The organism is Gimesia chilikensis, from assembly GCF_007744075.1.
GTDB lineage: Bacteria > Planctomycetota > Planctomycetia > Planctomycetales > Planctomycetaceae > Gimesia > Gimesia chilikensis_A.
Window position 1 is genome coordinate 2,229,945 of record NZ_CP036266.1, and the last position, 16,997, is coordinate 2,246,941.

13 protein-coding genes are annotated in these 16,997 nt (G+C 52.6%); 8 read left to right on the top strand and 5 right to left on the bottom strand.

The genetic code is table 11. From position 1 onward, the window contains the following. The first annotated feature begins 14 nt into the window (after positions 1 to 14). Genes HG66A1_RS08575 through HG66A1_RS08600 form a run of 6 tightly spaced genes read left to right on the top strand, consistent with a single transcriptional unit; the run spans position 15 to position 5,673 of the window. The gene (locus HG66A1_RS08575; RefSeq protein WP_145182144.1) at positions 15 to 425 is read left to right on the top strand and encodes a thiol-disulfide oxidoreductase DCC family protein; all 411 of its coding nucleotides are present in this window, start codon (positions 15 to 17) and stop codon (positions 423 to 425) included. After that, positions 422 to 1,756, top strand: a complete 1,335-nt coding sequence (locus HG66A1_RS08580) for an NAD(P)/FAD-dependent oxidoreductase (protein WP_145182147.1) — start codon at positions 422 to 424, stop codon at positions 1,754 to 1,756. The genes HG66A1_RS08575 and HG66A1_RS08580 overlap by 4 nt, the downstream gene beginning before the upstream one ends. Then, positions 1,672 to 2,469 carry a DUF1365 domain-containing protein gene (locus HG66A1_RS08585; protein WP_145182150.1) on the top strand — a complete coding sequence of 266 codons (798 nt, stop codon included), beginning with the start codon at positions 1,672 to 1,674 and terminating at the stop codon, positions 2,467 to 2,469. Before HG66A1_RS08580 ends, HG66A1_RS08585 begins: the two co-directional genes overlap by 85 nt. Further along, complete coding sequence (locus tag HG66A1_RS08590) at positions 2,466 to 3,776, top strand: SAM-dependent methyltransferase (RefSeq protein ID WP_145182153.1); 1,311 nt, start codon at positions 2,466 to 2,468, stop codon at positions 3,774 to 3,776. The genes HG66A1_RS08585 and HG66A1_RS08590 overlap by 4 nt, the downstream gene beginning before the upstream one ends. Next, positions 3,773 to 4,567 carry a DUF1295 domain-containing protein gene (locus tag HG66A1_RS08595; protein WP_145182155.1) on the top strand — a complete coding sequence of 265 codons (795 nt, stop codon included), beginning with the start codon at positions 3,773 to 3,775 and terminating at the stop codon, positions 4,565 to 4,567. Before HG66A1_RS08590 ends, HG66A1_RS08595 begins: the two co-directional genes overlap by 4 nt. Then, positions 4,564 to 5,673, top strand: coding sequence for an SAM-dependent methyltransferase (locus HG66A1_RS08600; protein ID WP_197997047.1), 1,110 nt, complete (start codon positions 4,564 to 4,566; stop codon positions 5,671 to 5,673). The genes HG66A1_RS08595 and HG66A1_RS08600 overlap by 4 nt, the downstream gene beginning before the upstream one ends. A gap of 10 nt (positions 5,674 to 5,683) precedes the next feature. Here the strand turns inward: HG66A1_RS08600 and HG66A1_RS08605 are convergent, their stop codons facing one another. The 4 genes from HG66A1_RS08605 to HG66A1_RS08620 all read right to left on the bottom strand — a co-directional run bounded on the left by HG66A1_RS08605 (position 5,684) and on the right by HG66A1_RS08620 (position 13,397). Next, positions 5,684 to 9,817, bottom strand: coding sequence for a PAS domain S-box protein (locus HG66A1_RS08605; protein WP_145182158.1), 4,134 nt, complete (start codon positions 9,815 to 9,817; stop codon positions 5,684 to 5,686). Between the two features lie 289 nt (positions 9,818 to 10,106). Then, positions 10,107 to 12,407 (bottom strand): hypothetical protein, encoded by a 2,301-nt coding sequence (locus tag HG66A1_RS08610; RefSeq protein WP_197997048.1) that lies wholly within the window; start codon positions 12,405 to 12,407, stop codon positions 10,107 to 10,109. 123 nt (positions 12,408 to 12,530) lie between these two features. Continuing rightward, positions 12,531 to 12,869, bottom strand: coding sequence for a hypothetical protein (locus HG66A1_RS08615; RefSeq protein ID WP_145182165.1), 339 nt, complete (start codon positions 12,867 to 12,869; stop codon positions 12,531 to 12,533). Beyond that, positions 12,870 to 13,397, bottom strand: a complete 528-nt coding sequence (locus HG66A1_RS08620) for a DUF6790 family protein (protein ID WP_145182168.1) — start codon at positions 13,395 to 13,397, stop codon at positions 12,870 to 12,872. 337 nt (positions 13,398 to 13,734) lie between these two features. Here HG66A1_RS08620 and HG66A1_RS08625 point away from each other — a divergent pair, with 337 nt between their 5' ends. Beyond that, positions 13,735 to 15,111: an aspartate kinase gene (locus HG66A1_RS08625; RefSeq protein WP_145182171.1), complete on the top strand. Its 1,377-nt coding sequence runs from the start codon at positions 13,735 to 13,737 to the stop codon at positions 15,109 to 15,111. Positions 15,112 to 15,128: 17 nt separating this feature from the next. Here the strand turns inward: HG66A1_RS08625 and HG66A1_RS08630 are convergent, their stop codons facing one another. Further along, positions 15,129 to 15,893 carry a hypothetical protein gene (locus HG66A1_RS08630; protein WP_145182173.1) on the bottom strand — a complete coding sequence of 255 codons (765 nt, stop codon included), beginning with the start codon at positions 15,891 to 15,893 and terminating at the stop codon, positions 15,129 to 15,131. A 306-nt stretch (positions 15,894 to 16,199) separates the two neighbouring features. Between HG66A1_RS08630 and HG66A1_RS08635 the strand changes: the two genes are divergently transcribed. Further along, a complete protein-coding gene (locus HG66A1_RS08635) occupies positions 16,200 to 16,988 on the top strand; it encodes a hypothetical protein (protein ID WP_145182178.1) in 789 nt (262 codons plus the stop codon). Positions 16,989 to 16,997: the final 9 nt, after the last annotated feature.

The following is a 16,997-nucleotide window of genomic DNA, read 5'->3' on the forward strand; positions in this document are numbered from 1 at the left end:
AAGAACGGTGAAGTATGGATCGTGAATATTGTGAAATCGAAGCTTTCTATGATGGCGACTGCCCGCTTTGCCGGCGGGAGGTCAACCTGCTGAAGCGATTCGATCGCCGCCACAAGATTCATTTCACCGATATCGCCGCAGATGACTTTGATCCAGACGTTTATGGAAAAACACAATCTGAATTTATGGAAGAGATGCAGGGACGTCTCCCCGACGGTTCCTGGGTCAGTGGAGTTGAAGTCTTTCGCCGTCTCTATTCTGCGATAGGACTCCGTTGGCTCGTGGCTCCGACCCATCTGCCCGGTATTTCACATAGTCTCGATTATCTCTACAGACATTTCGCCCGTCACAGGTTAAAATTAACAGGGCGCTGCCAGCAGGGGCAGTGTACAGTGAAGCCGCCTCAAGATAAGGTCCATTCATGAAAATTGCCATCATTGGTAGCGGCATTTCCGGTTTGACGGCTGCCTGGTTTCTGCATCGACAGCACGACGTCACGATCTTCGAAGCGAATAACTACATCGGCGGACACACCAACACGATCGAAGTCGATCTGGAAGGCGAGCAACATCCCGTCGACACCGGGTTCATCGTTTTTAACCATCAGACCTACCCGAACTTCACCCGCATGTTGGACCGACTGGGAATCACATCACAGCCGACCCGCATGAGTTTCAGCATGAAGTGTGAACGAACCGGGCTGGAATACCGGGGCGCCGATCTCAATGGCTTTTTTGCCCAGCGCAAGAATCTGTTCAACCCTCGCTTCTACAAACTTCTGAGTGATATTTTTCGCTTCAACAAACAGTCGCTGGCCCTGCTGAATTCCGATAATGATACCTTGACGGTCGGCGAATACCTCAAGCGTGAGAACTACTCCCGCGAATTTATCGATCAGTATTTTCTCCCCATGGGGTCGGCGATCTGGTCCTGCCCGGTAGGCACTTTCGAACAGTTTCCCATTCGCTTCATCGTGGAGTTCTACCGCAACCATGGCATCCTGGCGATCCGGGAGCTGCCTGAGTGGCGTGTGGTTTGTGGTGGTTCACACCAGTATGTGAAAGCGATCACCGCCGACTTTCGAGAGTCAATCCGTCTGCAGACCCCCATTCACGCTGTCAGGCGTCTCGAGGAAGGTGTGGAAGTGACTCCAGTCAACGCTGCTTCTGAAGAGTTCGATCACGTGATTTTCGCCTGCCACAGCGATCAGGCTTTGCGAATTCTCGGTAGCGACGTAGACCCGGTCGAACGCGAACTGCTCTCTGCATTCCCCTATGAACCGAATATCGCCCAGCTGCATACCGACACAAGCGTTCTGCCCCGCAGCGAACGGGCCTGGGCCTGTTGGAATTACTTTATGCCCAGGGGCGAGAATCGCAAAGCAACAATTACCTATAATATGAATCAGCTGCAGAGCCTCGACTCGCAGCATACGTTCTGTGTGACACTCAATGGTGAGGAGCGGGTCGATCCTTCCAGGGTCATTCGCCGTATCGAATATGCCCATCCCATTTTTACGATCGAGCGGGCTGAGACCCAGCGCCGTCACGCGGAAGTGATCAATCAGCGAAATACATCGTTTTGTGGTGCCTACTGGGGCAACGGATTTCACGAGGATGGCGTTAACAGTGCCCTGGCGGTCTGCCGAACTTTACTGGAAACAGAAGATATATGGAAAGCGGAATCTACACCGGCTGGGTTCGACACAGACGACTTAAACCCGTCGAACACAGCTTTCGCAATCGAATCTACCTGATGTACCTCGATCTGGATGAACTCGATTCCGTGTTCGAGGGACGCTGGTGCTGGTCTACCCGTCGTCCGGCTCTCGCACGGTTTCGCAGAGCCGATCATCTGGGCGATCCAACCCAACCACTGGGAGAATCGATTCGCGACTTTGTGGTAGAGCAGGGCTATCCCCGACCCGAGGGGCCGATTCGGCTGCTCACGCATCTGCGGTATTTCGGATTTGTGATGAACCCGGTCTCTTTCTACTACTGTTTTAATCGTACAGGCACAGATTGGGAAACCGTCGTCGCGGAAGTGAACAACACGCCCTGGGGAGAACGGCACTGTTATGTGATTTCGCGGAAACAACTGGAAGCAAACCGGGACGATCAACTGATGCAGAAGGTTTTTCATGTTTCTCCCTTCATGCCTCTGGACATGCAGTATGGCTGGAAACTGACAGAGCCCCATCAAAAACTGACCGTTCATATCGATAACTATCGTGAAAGTGAAAAAGTATTTGACGTGACGATGCAACTGGAACGACGGGAGATCACAACCCGCAACCTGTGGCAGGTCCTGCTGACTTATCCGTTGATGACCTGGTACGTGTTTGCGGCGATCTACTGGCAGGCACTCCGCCTGTGGTGGAAGAAGGTTCCCTTCTATCCCCATCCCAGACATCTCTCGACCACAGACAATCAAATTACAGGCACAGAGCCCAACGCGAGGACCTCATGAGTACCATCAACGATTCCCCTGAGCTGACCTGGAACGCATCTGCGTCTGCCGGTCTCATGGACACGACCTGCCGCACACTTTTATTAAAGAAATTACAGTCGATGCAGCACGGCCGGATAACCCTCATCGATGGAGAACAGGAGCAGCATTTTGGCGATCCGGATGCCGGCTTACGAGCCGTTGTCCTGGTGCAGAATCCTCGCTTCTACCGTCGGGCTGTCCTTGAGGGAGGCCTGGGCATTGCACAATCACTGATCGACGGTGACTGGTCCTGTCATAATCTGACGGCACTGGTGCGGATCTTCATTCGCAACCTGGAAGTCACCGATCGCTTTGAAGGGGGCATGGCCTGGTTCCGACAGTGTGCCGCCCGGCTCGGGCACTGGCTCAGACGGAATACACGCCTCGGCGCAGCCCGCAACATTCATGCACACTACGATCTGGGGAACGATTTTTACCGCCTCTTCCTGGACGATACCATGAGCTATTCCTGCGGCGTCTTCGAACAGGAGACCGACACCATGCAGGAGGCCTCTTTGAATAAGCTGGACCGCGTCTGCCGGAATCTGAATCTGAAACCGGGCGATCATCTGCTGGAGATCGGCACGGGCTGGGGAGGGCTGGCCGTGCATGCCGCCCAGTTTTATGGTTGTCGGGTGACGACCACCACCATTTCGCAGGAGCAATACAACCTGGCTGCCGAGCGTGTGGACGCCGCCGGACTGACGGATCGCGTGACACTCCAGCTGAAAGACTACCGCGATCTGGAAGGACAGTACGATAAACTGGTTTCAATCGAAATGATTGAAGCGGTTGGAGCCGAGTTCTTCGAGACTTACTTTCAGAAGTGCTCGGACCTGCTCAAGCCGGACGGCATGATGTTGCTGCAGGGAATCGTAATCAAGGATCAGCGGTTCAAAGAATATCTCAAAAGCGTGGATTTCATCCGCCGCTACATTTTCCCGGGAGGCTGCCTCCCTTCGGTGGCTGCGATCCTGGAAACAACATCCCGGGTAACCGATTTCCGCCTCCTGCAACTGGAAGATATCGCTCCTCATTATGCCCAGACACTCCGCTGCTGGCGGGAAGCCTTTCATGAGCGGATCGACGCGGTCCGCGCGCAGGGCTATTCCGAGTCGTTCATTCGCATGTGGGATTATTATTTCTGTTACTGCGAAGCCGCTTTTGAAGAGCGGCAGTGTAACACGGTGCAGATGCTGCTCGCCAAGCCGGCGTGTCGCTTCGATCTCGTACGTCATCATGCACTTCGCGACTTGACCAAAGAGGCTGAGGAGGTGCTCGCTTGAATCCCTGGTGGATGATTCTGATCGGCGGCGCAGGCATGTCGGCTGTCATGGGACTGCTCTGGTTGCTCCAGAAACGGACCGGGGATGCAGGCATTGTTGATGTCGCCTGGGGCATGGGCGTCGGCTTGCTCAGTCTGTTTTTTGCCTGGGGAAGTGTGGAAGGCGATTTGATCAGGCGGATCATTGTCGCGGCGCTGGCTCTGCTCTGGTCTTTAAGACTCAGTGGTTACATACTCTATCGCGTCTTAACCATGCCCGAAGACGGGCGTTATCAGACCCTCAAAGAAAAATGGGGAACCGCCGCCCAGGGGAAACTTTTCTGGTTTTATCAGCTCCAGGCAGTGGGAAGTCTGCTCTTTGCCCTCCCGATGTTGCTGGCGGCCCGCAGTACGGCACCTCTGGGGTTTCTTGATTATCTCGGAATCGCAATCTGGTTTGCTGCGATCTCAGGGGAACTCATCGCCGATCAGCAGCTGTCACGATTTCGCTCAGATCCGCACCAGACGGGGCAGGTCTGTCAGCGCGGACTCTGGCACTATTCCCGGCACCCGAATTACTTTTTTGAATGGCTGCACTGGTGGGCCTACGTCTGTCTGGCCATCCAGGCGCCCTGGGGCTGGCTGACAATTCTTGGTCCACTCCTGATGCTGCATTTCATCCTCAATGTGACGGGGATTCCTCCTACGGAAGCCCAGGCCATCAAGAGCCGGGGCGAAGCCTATCGCGAATATCAGCGGACCACGAGCGCCTTCTTTCCCTGGCCTCCTAAACCCAAACAGGTGACAACATGAAAACTGACATGCTGGTGAATCTGGCCATTGAATGTGTGGAGCGGGGCTGGGTTCCCGACAGTCTGGTCCGGCGTGCCATTCGCAGACTCTGCAGCAAACGGCTCGACAGTCTGGATGGGGGGAGTCCGGCCGCGGATGCTGAAAATCGACGTGCTTTCGTCGAGGCTGCCCTTAAGAGCCCGATTGCCCTGGTTCCGGAAAAGGCGAACGAACAACATTACGAAGTGCCTGCCGCCTTTTATGAGCAGGTGCTCGGAGCGCGGCGGAAATACAGCTGCTGCTACTGGCCGGAGGGGGTAACGACTCTTGACGAAGCCGAAGTTGCGGCTTTGCAGGAGAGCTGCCTGCATGCAGAACTGGAAGATGGCATGCAGATCCTGGAACTGGGCTGCGGCTGGGGTTCGCTGACGCTCTGGATCGCCGAACATTATCCTCAAAGTCACATCACCGCTGTTTCGAATTCTCATTCTCAACGGGCTGCGATTGAACAAATGGCGCGGGAACGGGGCTATGCAGACCGCGTGAATGTGATCACTGCAGACATGAACGATTTCGAACCCGAGCAAAAGTTCGACCGCGTGGTCTCAGTAGAGATGTTCGAACACATGCGGAATTATGCCCGCCTGTTAAATCGCATTTCCGACTGGCTGGTCGACGATGGAAAACTCTTCGTGCACATTTTCTGTCATCGAAACTATGTCTACGAATTCAGTGACGAGAATGCAGACGACTGGATGGCCCGGCATTTCTTTACCGGGGGAATCATGCCCGCGGATGACTGGTTTTCCCACTTCCAGGAAGACATGCAGGTCGAACAGCAGTGGCGCTGGAACGGTCGTCACTATCAGCTGACGTCCGAGGCCTGGCTGGAAAATCTGGACCAGCGCAGTGCGCAAGTCCTGCCGATCCTGGCAGAAACTTATGGGACGCAGCAGGCTCACCGCTGGTGGATGCGCTGGCGTCTGTTTTTCCTCGCGGTCGCGGAACTGTTCGGCTACCAGTCCGGGGAAGAGTGGTACGTCTCACACTATCTGTTGAGTAAAACAACAGTGCAGCATGATGCCCCGTCACCTCCTGGCAAAGTGACGGAACATTCTCTGTATTAAAACAGGGATATTATTCGCCCTCTGTGGACATCCCCTGCAGATCTTCTCTGACTTGGGGAAGTTCCTGCAGACAACGTTGCATTTCGGTGGAGAGTTCATCGATCAATGCATCAATATTTTCCAGGTGGTCCTCTGTGCCGGTTTGCTCGATTTCCTGTGATAACTGTTGCAGGGACGCTGCACACAGAATACTGGTAGCTCCCTTGAGTGAGTGTGCTGCTTCAGCCACGCCTCGCGCATTGCCCTGATCTGCATGCTCGCGAATATGTGCCACACGCATTTCGCCCGAGGATTCCAGTTCATCCAGCAGCGATTCAATCAGTTCCAGATTGCCGCAACAAAGATCCATCAATGCAGCTGTATCTATGGCGCGGTCACTGTCGATTTCTCTATCAGAAGAGACGATCGTTTCAGTTTTCGCAGATATCGTATGCTGGTGTGATGCTTTCCGGGCATGGTACTGATCGAGCAGCTTTCTGAGCTGCGCTTTCTGCACGGGTTTACTGATGTAGTCATCCATGCCGGCTTCCAGACACCGCTCCCGATCTCCTTTGATCGCATTCGCAGTGAGTGCCACAATGGGGAGATGCCCTTCAAGCTCCCCTTGCTGTTCCAGTTCACGAATCTGGCGAGTGGCTTCCAGCCCGTCCAGTTCCGGCATCTGACAGTCCATCAGTACCAGATCGTAATTGTGTTGTTTGACTGCTTCGATTGCCTCCAGACCATTGACTGCTGTATGACACAGGCAGCCGAACTGCTTCATCAACTCGGTAACGTACATCTGGTTGATGTTGTTATCCTCTGCGAGCAGAACCGTCGTTGCCGACAGCAATGCGTGTTCTTCAGGCTCCTGATGCGTATCGAGATCCTGTATGCGAGGCGGGTTGGATTCCTGTTGAAACAGGTTGCAGAGTACCTCATACAGCTTGTGTCGATTCAGCGGTTTGTGTAACAGGGCAGCAACGCCACTCTCCTGCAGTTCACTCTGGCTCAGATGTGTTTCCGGCGAACGGGAGATCAGAATGACCTTGGGATCTGCGTCCTTGAGTTCGTGAGCCAGAACCCTTCCACTCAGGTCCGGCAGTTCCAGATCGGTCAGTACGAGGTCAATGATCTCCTGGTTGTCGTGTGCCCGTTCCAGAATCGAAAGTGCTTCCGCGACAGACACGGCGAGGTCTGTTTTCAGTCCCCATTCTTTGGCGAAATCGTGCAGGATCTGCAGGCACTTCTGATTGTCATCGACGATCAGGGCCCGTTTCCCAGCCAGCGGTGAGCGGATCGGGAGTGCCACCGAAGTGGGCGAGATGATTTCAAAGGGAATCTCAAACCAGAAGGTTGAACCTGCGCCTGCCTGGCTCTCGATGCCAATCGAACCACCCATTAATTCGACCAGATTGCGGGAGATGACCAGCCCCAGACCACTGCCGCCATAGTTGCGTGTGGTCGAAGCATCGACCTGTGTAAACGACTGGAACAGGCGGTCCAGTTTGTCTTCAGAGATACCAATGCCCGTATCACTCACTGTGAAGCGGATCGTGATCTGTTCGGTCTCCTGTTCGATGGCTTCCGCACGCACGGAAACTTCACCTGTTTCGGTAAACTTAATTGCATTACCAACGAGGTTCACCAGTACCTGACGCAGTCGATAACTGTCTCCCTTAAGAATCAGTCGCGTGGCGGGATCAATAGAACAGGGGAGCTCCAGATCTTTCTCAGCGGCTCGCCAGACCATGGTGCTCATGGTGTCCATCAACAGCTTTTCGACGTCGAACTGATGCAGGTCCAGGTCCAGTTTGCCGGCTTCGATTTTGGAGAAGTCGAGAATATCGTTGATCAGGCCCAGCAGCGATTCACCACTGTTCCGGCATGCATCGACGAAGTCCTGCTGCTGTCGGTTCAGGTTTGTACCGGCCAGTAATTCTGTCATGCCGATCACTCCATTGAGTGGCGTACGCAGCTCGTGACTCATGTTGGCCAGGAAATCACTCTTGGCCCGGCTCGCTTCCTCCGCGGCCTGTTTGGCGTCTTTCAGTTTTTCTTCGGTCTCTTTCTGCGCGGTGGCATCCAAAACGAAACAGAGACAGAGATCCTCCGCTTCATCCAGGCGCGTCATACCCAACACTACGGGAACGCGGCTGCCATCTTTACGGTAGTATTCTTTTTCGATCGGTTTTGCTGCACCGGTTTCCAGCATTTCCTGCAGTACTTCCTGATCACGCTGCTGCCACTCTGTCGGCGTCAGCTCCTGGCAGTTGATTAACCCGGCTTCCAGGTCGTCGGCGGTATAACCCAGAATGCGGAGCAGTTCGTCATTCGCCTGTTCGACACTGCCGTCAAAGCGACAGGTCATGATTCCCAGGATGTCGGCCTGTCGCAATTTGCTGAACTGTGAGTTGGCCATTCGCAGGGCGAACTCCGACTGCTTGCGGGCCGTCACATCGACCTGGGTGGCGATGAAGTTCAGCAGGATATCATCGTCATCAAGCACAGGATCGATCTTGAGTTCGATCCAGTACTCGCGTCCCTCACGATCATAATTCACGATTTCTGTAGCGATGCTTTCTTTTTTCTGCAGGCTGTTTCGGATGCTGGTAATCGTATCTGAGTTCGCTTCCGGACCACGTAAAATATCACAGAGGTGCTGTTCCATCACCTCGTTGAGCGTGTAACCACTCAGCGAAGTAAAGGCATCATTGACCCATTCAATATAGCCCTGGGCGTCGGAGATGATCACCGAATGCTTGGTTTTACTGGCGACCAGGGACAGTTTTTTGACTTTCTGGTGATACATCTGTAATGCTTTTTCAGCTTCTTTGCGCCCCTGGATATTTTCGATCAGGAAGATGAAGTGCCGTGGTTCTCCAGTTGGCAGACGGACCAGTGAAACGGTCATATTCGTCCAGACAACCGCTTGATCCTGTGTAAGGTATCGTTTTTCAACCGAGTAGGAGTCGATTTCGCCTGCCAGTAATTTCGAGATCTGGACAAGGTCCGCATCCAGATCGTCCGGGTGAGTGAGGTCCTGCCAGTTCTGTTCCAGCAGTTCCTGATCTGTGTAGCCCAGCAGATCACACAACCCTTGATTGAACCGCAGCCAGCGACCATCGGGAGACACGTGGGCGATTCCCATCGCGACCTGCTCAAAGGTGCTGCGATAGTTCTGCTCGCTTTCGGAAAGAGCATTTTTCTGGATCTGTTGTTCTGTGAAATCGTGGCAGACGCCGACAAACAATTTCGGCTCACCAGTTTCATCAAAGACGGCATGTCCCTGAGCATAGATGTAATGTACCGAGCCATCCCGGTAAATCACGCGATATTCACAACTGTAAGGAGTGCCGGTATCGACGCTGTGATTAAAACAGGTTTCGACGCGTTCCCTGTCAGCGGGATGCAGCCGTTTGCTGAAATCTTCAAAGTGCAGTTCCGTTTCCTCGGGAGGAACATCGAACATCTCTCGCGTCCGTCGGTCCCAGTTGAGCTGGTTGGTTTTCAAATTGAGTTCCCAGACGCCGATCTGTCCCGCTTCCAGTGCATAATCCAGCCGTTCCTGGCTTTCCTGCAGTTTCGTACCTAACAGCGCTGCGGAGGGAAGTTTGAGTGCTTCGGGAATCAGACGAATTAATACGAAGACCGTAATCCAGGAGACAATCGCGGTACTGGCTTTAATCAGCCCCGAAAAACGATAGACGGGCCACCAGAAGATGCCCGCCTCGATGAGGTGTCCAAAACCACAGAACAGAATAAAAGCGGCAAACAGCCAGATAATTCGCGGGAAGGGGAGATCTTTGCGCTGTAACAGGAAGTAGAGCAGCATCACCGGAATGGTGAAATAAGCACCGAAGATGGCAATGTCAGACAGGATATGCAGCCAGCCCACATCACTCGACCAGGTACCACAATACCAGCGCTGCGGATAATCGTTGGTGTCGAACAGTTTCGAGAAAAACGTAACCGGCCCTTCGGCTTGCAGCTCTGGTTTGGCAGCTGCTTGCGCACAATGACCGCCAGCACAGCTTTTCGCAGACGTGGGCGCGGTTGTATCTGCAGCGATTGCAGAGGCCATCATCCCCGGCAGCAGTGCACATAACAGGCAGAGAATCCAGAGTTTTCTGGCGCGAACTTTGAGTACAGTTTCCGGACGCATAATCTAATCTCATACTGGAAAGAGAAGAGCCGGCGATTCTGAAGTGCCAGACAAAATCGCTGCAGGCAGGTGATCGGATCCCCACGGGACGTATCAACGACCATTGAAATCTAGGTCAGGAAGATTGCAGGTGAGTGAAAAACCGCAGGCTTCCCTCAAGTTGCAGGGAAATTCCTCACGCAGCGGATGGCGGTAGAGTCGTTACGACCGTTGCAGAGAATCGAGCCACTAGAAAGAGAGAATTCGTTCCTGAGCGGTCACATCAAAGCTGGATCAAGTAGTAATGCTGTTATTCGAGTGGTTTCAACTCTCCTTGTGGAGACGGATTTACAGTTTGGTCGGCCTCTTCAATCAACTGCTGTTCAATCTCTTTAATTTGCAGCCCAAATGACTGCATTTGTTCTGGTTCCTCTTTGATCTCCGCCTGGATACGATCCACTTCCTGCAGGGGTTCAAGCAGGTTGAGTAGAGCCTGAGATCGTTTCTGGTAATCCTTGTTTTCCGCCTTGATCACAGAGGGCAGGGCAGCTAGATAGACCATTGTCACAACCAGCAGGGCGACCAGACTGGAACGCCTCAGCAGGAGAACTCCCTCTTGCCAGATCTGCGAATCCGAGGCATTCGACAAACGAGACCGGCGCAGGAGAGACCAACTGAGTAGAATTGACAGAGACAGCAGGGTGGCGAGTCCTTCTCCATGATGTGACGTCCACTGCGGATAAATCCAGATCCATGCGGGGATCTGTTTTTGCGGTTGCCGGTTCCGGGCGGCCAGCGCGAGAAATGGATTCTCATCATCCATGGAACTATCACTGCCGAACCAGGTTTGTATTTCTGCTGGATTCAGTGAGCCTCGAAAAACCATAGAACCGGCGGGAACGATCAATAGAGTGACCAGAAAAACGAGACCACAGACAGTCAGCTTGCGACGTGCAGACCACCCGGGGGAACATAAAAAACGAATCACGATGAAGACCGCCGTTCCATAAAGAACGGCGAGCAGTAGTGAAACCGGGATGAAGTGTGCCAGGGAAGCGTGTAGCCAGTAATGTTCCACGATTGTCTGCAGGGAACTGTATTGAAAACTGATCAGGACAGGAATCAAGAGAACCAGTAGCAGCGAAATTAATGCGATCCAGGTAAGGTTTCCTTCCTTGCGGATCATTCGCAGAGAACAGGTTAATATCAGAATCAGACTGATCCAACCGAGAGTCAGTAGCAGGATGTTCCAGACACGTTCCGGAAGGGCATCCGCCGGGATTACTCCCGAGAGAAACAGGCTCAGACTCACTCCAGAAAACCAGGCAACCAGGGTTCGCCACCATCCCGGTCGAGGAGCGGTATCAGTTTCATGCCAGCCAACCCAACGAACTGTCATCTCCAGCAACAACGACAGTAGAAACAACAAAAGAATAAAAGGTTGACTGAGTTCAGCAAGCGTTGTTGCGAGGGGCGCCACGAATGCTGGTTGTGCGTCCTGCTGAGCATGATAACGCTTCAGGGCTTCCATAAAGATCTTTCGCTGCAGCCAGGCCTGATGCAGATCCTGCTTCAGTTTGGCTGCTTCCTCAGGAGTGAAGGACTCCGGATGTGTCTGCAGTACCTGGAATGAATGTCCCAGTCCCAAAGTGTGGAAGCTGTATTTAAATATTGTAAGTTCATACAGATTGTCACGGCCCGTCAATTGCTCTGCGATCCGCAGTTCACGGTCTGCATTCCGTATCACAGCGGCGTACTTTTTTTGCCGCAGATCGGATTTGCAGGCATTGTCCAACCAGCGTAGCAGCCGAATGACAATCATTTCAGCGGGATAAATGGCATTCCGCCCTTCTGCCGCTTTGATCTGTTCGCCCCGCGGGAGTGATGTCTGTTCTAAAAAGGCCAGGGTAGCCGACCAGGTAATCGCTCCCACATCCAGGGTTGGTTTTTTCTGTCCCGCTTCCAGTCGTTGCTCAGCCTGTGCATAGATTTTGGGATTCGCAATTTTTAGAGTCAGACGATAGTCGTCATCCCAGACCGGTTCGGCGGACTGCTGATAGAACCTGATCGCTGCGAGGTAGTCGTAGAGTGCATTCTCCGGATCGTGGACCGCACACTCAGCCAGCAGCGACAGCCAGTCCTCCGTGGGATGCTCCCACTCTGATTCATCGCTCAGCACAAACAGCAGTAAAGCGCGCTGTCTCCAGAAATCGACATCTTCCGGGGCAAGTTGTGTGGCGATCGCAGCCTGTTCCAGACAGGCATCGCGACACAGAGCCTGATACTCTGCTTCGGCCCGATTCCTGAGTTCAAACAGGTTTCCAGAAAGTTCCCTTGCGTCTTCAGTGGTTAATATGTCCCGCTTGAGGAACCCGTACTGCGGCTCGGTGAGCATCCAGGCTGCCCCCAGCGCGACCTGGGCGTCGGTCCGGGTTGCGGGGATTTGCTCAACCTGCTGCAACCAGTATTGTGCCTGTTTCTCAGGTAGTTCCTCGCTGACCGACGTCGTTTGCCCCAGCAGACGCCAGGCCTCCGCTTTCCAGTCATACCACAGCGAATGCCAGCCTGAAGCGGACCCGCTGACGACAGTAACCAGGCGCAGGCTGAGCACTACGATGACCACGCACAAGATCAGCCGGGGCCATTTTGATTTTCTTTGCCGGTCTGTTTCCGCTGAAACGCTTTGCATATGGAAAGACTAACGTCTGTTATAGCAGAGAGGATCAACGGGTTCTTACTGTTTTCCCCGTGATTTCAGGATTTCTTCAATCAATGTCAGTTTCTGCTGCTGATATTTGAGTAAACGTCCATCGCCATACAGGCAGAGTAGTGATATGGGAAACACAATCAGGGCACAGACGGCCATCCAGAGGGGGATCCAATCCAAAAGCAGATGCAGGCTGACAATGCCTGCAGCTACGAGTGCCATAATCAGGTGACTGCGAACGCGTAGTTGCTGAATGCGAATCTGCTTCCGGACCTGTGGCGCCACTCGTGCCGGGTTCTTTCCGGCCAATTCCTGTTCAATGTCGATTTCCATTCGGATCGCTTCATCCTTCCTGGAACAGTCCATTTAAGTCCGGACTTCAGTCTGTTCCCTGCGCTGACATCGATACTGCATGCCCAGCAGGACAAATCCGATGATGGGCAGCACGATGTCCGTGTAAAAGATCACCCCGGCATTCCCGGGAGCAAAGTTATGGGCTGTGATCATCTGGTAGACGTGTCCGCCTGCAGCGCCCAGTAGAAACATCGACGGCCCGACGACCGCTGCGGCCCGCATGCCCAGACTGCCACGGAATGCCAGAAAGCCCACCACTGCATAACCCAGACTGGCGGTCCCCACTTCAAACTGAAACGGACTCTGGGACCAGCCGATGAAACTGGCTGCCATCTCGCCAAAAAACGAATGCATGATGAAGTTATAGAAGAAAGAACAGCCTATGGAAAAGAATAGAAACCAGGCAAACAGGGACTCAACAATGTTCGCTCGTGACAATGGTCGCGGTTTTCTCAAGAGAGAAAATCCGGAAACGATCAGCCCCAGGATCAGAAAGCTGAGAGTAAAATTTTCCATGACAAATTGAATCAGCTTACCCATAGATCACTCTCTGTTGGAGAAAGTTGTGATAATCACATTAGTTTACATCGTCTCAGCATTTATACAGTTGTTATCTATCGGCTATTCTATTAGGGTTGCTAAGCATGAGCCCGGTTTTTGAGAAATCAATAGCGATTTCACAGGAATCAGGCAGCGAGGAAGGTAACTGAGAATGCGATCTAAGCATAAAGATCACAGTTACTTAAGAAAAATTTATTCAATCTGATTGAAAAACGAAGAGGAAGCCACGAGGAAGCCCCCCGAGTTTGTTAACCGCGTGCAGGCTGCATTGAAGCCCGCCGGGTGAGAACTCATAAAACAGGGGGGAACATACAATATGACAAACAGTGTAGTCTGTAAATTTGGTGGAAGTTCCGTAGCGAACGCTACTCAAATCGAAAAAGTCCGTCGCATTGTCGCCGACAATCCCCAGCGACGGTTTGTGGTGGTCTCGGCTCCGGGGCGAGTCCAGAAAAACGAAGAAAAGATCACCGATCATCTGCTCAATATCGCGACCCGGGGGCAGCACTTTCGCGACTCCCGCAAGTCGATCTCCGCAACCGAGAGCAAACAGGCGGTCATCGATCGCTTCAGCGGCATCATCTCCGACCTGGAGATCGAAGGCAACGACCTGATCGAGTCGCTGAAAACCGATCTGGAGCCGAACCTGGATGGCGATAAACGGATCGCGTTCCTTGCTTCGCGGGGCGAGCACTACAATGCCAGGATCATCGCGCGGTATTTCCAAAGAAAAGGTATGGAAGCCCGGGCCTGTCTGCCTGAAGAGTTCGGCTTCCTGGTGACCGACAGTTATCTCGATGCGAAGGTGGAAGAACCTGCCTACGAAAACATCGCCGTCCTCGATCAGGAAGAGACCGACATGGTCACTGTCATTCCCGGGTTTTACGGGGTGACTGAAGCAGGAGAGATCGCCGTCTTCTCCCGAGGCGGTTCCGATCTGACCGGAGGCGAAATTGCCTACGCGATCGATGGCGACAAGTACGAGAACTGGACCGACGTGAGTGGCGTGCTCGAGTCTGACCCTCGCATCATCTCTGCCGCCCGGGCGATTCCCCGTCTGACGTTCAAAGAGATCCGTCTGCTCTCCTCCAAGGGAGTGAATGTCTTTCATCTCGACGCGATGCTCAACTGCCGCAAACGCAAAATCCCGATTCATGTCCGCAATACAAATCACCCCGAAGCCGCCGGTACGCAGATTCTCAACGAGCGCGTACCGGAAGAGGGCGTGGTCGGCATCGCCCGGCTGGACAACATGGCCTACATCTACCTGGAGAAGGACATGCTCTGCGAAGAGGTCGGCTTCACCGCGACCTTGTTGAAAATCTTCCAGAGTTACGGGATCAACACCTACCATTATCCGACCGATAAAGACGACATCGCCGTTCTGGTCAAACAGGACGACCTCAAAGGGAGCATCAACGACTTGCGGCGGGCCATTGAAAAACAGCTCAAGCCCGATTTTATGGATGTGGTCTACAATCTGTCAGTCATCACACCGGTCGGCCTGGGGCTCAAACGCAACTCCTATCCGCTGGTCGATGCGATCAACGCACTGGGTGAGCACCATATCCCGATCGAAATGATCGATCAGAGTCCTTCACAGATCTGTTTCCATATCGGCGTCAGCCAGGCCGTCGCCGATGATGCCTTGAATATTCTATATCGGGTCCTGATTAACGACACCCGTGCTTGAGGCCGGTCATGCCTGCTTCAGTATCCGGGAGGGAACTGTCCCTCAAGGGCTTCCGCCACCAGTTCATTCAGCACCTGATCGTTAAACTCGTAGCGCACACGGCCTGCAAAGGCCCGCGCTTCGGGACTGTGATCGTTGTGAATTAACAGAGCAATCAGGACAGCGAATTGCTGGCACATTCCCAGACTGAGCACGCCATGATTCCGAAAATCGAATCGTGATTTCTGATTAAGCTTCTGTGGCAGATTCGTATGAGAAGGCTGCTTCCGCATAATATCCCAAGACATCAGCTGGATTTCCAGAGTATGTTCAGGATCAATATATTTCCCGCACACCTGATATTCACCCGCGCGAATCAACGGTGACTCGGCATAGATATAACACTTTCGCGCCAGTTCAGGGCGGTGTTTATCCAGCCAGAGAAACAGTTCCACTGATAACTGCGCTTCGTCTAGCTTTCGATTGATGCGTTCGAAATCGGAAAATGAGTGAGTGACATTGTTGCCGTTCAGCAGATTGTCTTTCGCCTGATCGCGAAATTCCTTGAGCTTTTGCAGGGCAGGGGGATAAACGTTCGCCAGTTCCCGCCAGTCAGTTAGTGCAAATGATGGACGTACCGCATTGCACAGTTCATTCTGATGGAACCAGACATGCTTGGCCAGTGCTGCCGCATAGCGACCGGCACGTCGGTCTGCCTGGGCTTCCCTGAGAACATCCCGCGACGACCAATCGTCGGGAGGCTGCCAGTTCTCGAAATCATCATCTGCGGAAGCGTCGGTCATGATCACGTTCCTCGCATTGCAGGTCAGGGTTCAACCTGGATCAGCTTACCATAAATGGACTGAAATGTAATCCACCGGATATCCCCGAAGGCAATTCGGGGTTTTCCAGGGCGACAGGAAACTGTCAGGGCAGACAGATAAATCAGCAAGTCAAATCCAACCCTTTAGAAGTAGAGAGGCCATATGTTGGCCTGCCTGATGAGTAATGAAACAGTTTTTCGTTACTGGAATCTTTGTTTATGTTACACTTACAGCCAAGCCATAGTGACCTTTCTCTGTCCACTTCGATAATTCAAGAGTCAGAACATGATCTTCTCACGAAATCTAATTCTTTTAACCTTCATGTTTGTATTACTTGCAGCGCCTGCAATCGAGTCGAGTGAGCAGAAGGAGAATGCACAGAAGGACAAGCCCTTTAGTATCCCGGAAAAAATTAAAAAGAAACAGGTTGGTAAGTGGGAAGCTTCGAAAGCCATGTTACTTCGGTCTGGTAAGCAGCTGGCGGTTGTTATCAATGCGAAAAGAACGAATTACGAATTAAGTGATGGTTCAGAAAAAATTACGACACCAGTGACAGTATTCTCCGATTCAGAATCAGGGAGTATCTGGGCGGGACGTGAACAGGTTGGATACCTGGAAACTGATAATAAAATTCTGGGTTTTCAGATCATCGAATATATGATTTTTTGGTCTGAAAGTAGCCTGAATCATGACCCGAAATCGACTTCACCTGATATTACCAATCGTTTCGAGAAAGATATCACGGGCGGCTCTTTTTACCTGGATATGGACGCAGCTAATGAAGGACAGACAAATCTGAAAGATGTGATCAAAAACCCAGAAATGTGTTCCAGGGGTTCTGGAGGTTCGACCCCCATTGTGACAGGATTTCAATGGGACAAAAATTTATTAAAGCTTAGGTTAATAGACCAGACAAAACAGTATGAAGCGACTGTATGGATTGATATGAAGTCCCGAAAGGCTAAGAAAGCCGAGGAGAAACGGACTAAGTATGGTGAAAAGATATTCCAGGAGCAAGTAGAGGCAGCAAGAGTGAGAGCGGACAAAATGGCAAAAGAGAAAAATAATCAATAACAGAGTTCA

Excerpts from the sequence above, each read along its gene's own strand:
- HG66A1_RS08575 (WP_145182144.1), top strand. The coding sequence starts at position 15 with ATGGATCGTGAATATTGTGAAATCGAAGCTTTCTATGATGGCGACTGC.
- HG66A1_RS08580 (WP_145182147.1), top strand. The coding sequence starts at position 422 with ATGAAAATTGCCATCATTGGTAGCGGCATTTCCGGTTTGACGGCTGCC.
- HG66A1_RS08585 (WP_145182150.1), top strand. The coding sequence starts at position 1,672 with ATGGAAAGCGGAATCTACACCGGCTGGGTTCGACACAGACGACTTAAA.
- HG66A1_RS08590 (WP_145182153.1), top strand. The coding sequence starts at position 2,466 with ATGAGTACCATCAACGATTCCCCTGAGCTGACCTGGAACGCATCTGCG.
- HG66A1_RS08600 (WP_197997047.1), top strand. The coding sequence starts at position 4,564 with ATGAAAACTGACATGCTGGTGAATCTGGCCATTGAATGTGTGGAGCGG.
- HG66A1_RS08605 (WP_145182158.1), bottom strand. The coding sequence starts at position 9,817 with ATGCGTCCGGAAACTGTACTCAAAGTTCGCGCCAGAAAACTCTGGATT.
- HG66A1_RS08615 (WP_145182165.1), bottom strand. The coding sequence starts at position 12,869 with ATGGACTGTTCCAGGAAGGATGAAGCGATCCGAATGGAAATCGACATT.
- HG66A1_RS08620 (WP_145182168.1), bottom strand. The coding sequence starts at position 13,397 with ATGGGTAAGCTGATTCAATTTGTCATGGAAAATTTTACTCTCAGCTTT.
- HG66A1_RS08625 (WP_145182171.1), top strand. The coding sequence starts at position 13,735 with ATGACAAACAGTGTAGTCTGTAAATTTGGTGGAAGTTCCGTAGCGAAC.
- HG66A1_RS08630 (WP_145182173.1), bottom strand. The coding sequence starts at position 15,893 with ATGACCGACGCTTCCGCAGATGATGATTTCGAGAACTGGCAGCCTCCC.
- HG66A1_RS08635 (WP_145182178.1), top strand. The coding sequence starts at position 16,200 with ATGATCTTCTCACGAAATCTAATTCTTTTAACCTTCATGTTTGTATTA.